This is a genomic window from [Clostridium] polysaccharolyticum, from assembly GCF_900111595.1.
Taxonomy (GTDB): Bacteria; Bacillota; Clostridia; order Lachnospirales; family Lachnospiraceae; genus Clostridium_AI; species Clostridium_AI polysaccharolyticum.
Genome location: NZ_FOHN01000054.1, coordinates 1 through 1,311 on the forward strand (window position 1 = coordinate 1; position 1,311 = coordinate 1,311).

The window sequence follows — 1,311 nt, forward strand, 5'->3', positions numbered from 1 at the left end:
TTCCAAAGAAAGCTGTTTGTATGGTATCATATAGATGCAACTCCTTTCGGGTGTAGGTGAATTGTTTTCGACAACTCAATTTTACCACAAACCAGAGAGGAGTTGTTTTATTTTGTCATAAAAAATGCCCTTTATTTATAAGGGTTTTAGCGTTTCGCAAACGCCTATATTATACCAAAGGAAAAAGGAGGAACAAATAGTTTTTCAAATTGTCAAATTGTATCTAGAAAATATAATAGAGAAAAATGGAATAAATAGTAGGAGGATTAATGAAAGAAATTTTTAATTTCACAGATGTAGAGGAAATGTATCAAAGGTGTATATTAGCTTCAATAGCTCATGCTGTTATGGTTGGTAAATACGATATGTTGACAGGAGAACAATGGTGGGATGAAACAAACTATAATTTTCAAAATTTTGAAGGAATAAGGGGCGTTATATCATTTAGTGAAAAAGATCTAGCATGTGTACTTCAAAATGAAATGATTGCATCTGGAGAAGATGATATGGTTTTATTGGAAGGAGCAGATAACACAACGATTTCATTTGTTCAAAATGAAGCATTACCGTATATGATGTCAGAAAATGAAAACAGTGCAGAAATACGAATAACTGCCTTGTTTTGGAGCAAAGGAAAAAAGTTTTATGCAAATGTAGAGGAAGAACAATTGATGAAAAAAACAGATAATATACTATTGCCATTTCTGTATAGCTTTGAAGATGCAAAAAAGTATTGGACAGATTATTATGAAATGACAGATCCACAAAGCAGGTTAGTAGAAGAAATTTATGAAAAGCGTATTTTAAGTAAAGGTAAAATCAAGCTTGGCAGGGAAATAAAGAACCAGTTAGGAAAATGGTTTGAAGACATCTCCAATTGTTTAGAGTCCTTTTTAGAAATGAATATAGATATTGAAAATTAGAAACAATATGTTAAGTTAAGAGTTACGTTCTGATTTAAGAGGTGAATTAATAAAATGGGTGTGGTGATCTATTTCATAGGTTACCACACCTATTTTGCTGTAACCGTCGATTTAGTCATTGAACTGTCCTTTTTGCCAAGTATATTTTGAAAAAGCTAGTTCCCTGAACAGACTAGCAAAAAGCTACGAAGTACAAAGAAAAACATTGGAAGTAGCCAAGAAAAAATCTGTAGGAAGGGCTCTGATCGCAGGCAAGAAACTGACAATTCGAATAAATCGAACAGGGAGAACGAATTGTTACAGGAGCCGCAGCCATCCTTCCAGCAGTTTCCGGACCAATGTTGAGAACCGCAGGAAAAGGTGCTAAAATAGCAGCAAAGGAAGCCCC

The 1,311-nt window shown here is 33.9% G+C and carries 2 protein-coding genes; one reads left to right on the forward strand and one right to left on the reverse strand.

Annotation, left to right across the window (positions count from 1 at the left end; genetic code table 11):
- The first annotated feature begins 269 nt into the window (after nt 1–269).
- Nucleotides 270–923, forward strand: a complete 654-nt coding sequence (locus BMY85_RS15290; protein WP_092479275.1) for a hypothetical protein — start codon at nt 270–272, stop codon at nt 921–923.
- 172 nt (nt 924–1,095) lie between these two features.
- Here the strand turns inward: BMY85_RS15290 and BMY85_RS15805 are convergent.
- The coding region (locus BMY85_RS15805) for a hypothetical protein (protein ID WP_207646560.1) at nt 1,096–1,311 on the reverse strand (216 nt) is incomplete at its 5' end.

Excerpts from the sequence above, each read along its gene's own strand:
- BMY85_RS15290 (WP_092479275.1), top strand. The coding sequence starts at position 270 with ATGAAAGAAATTTTTAATTTCACAGATGTAGAGGAAATGTATCAAAGG.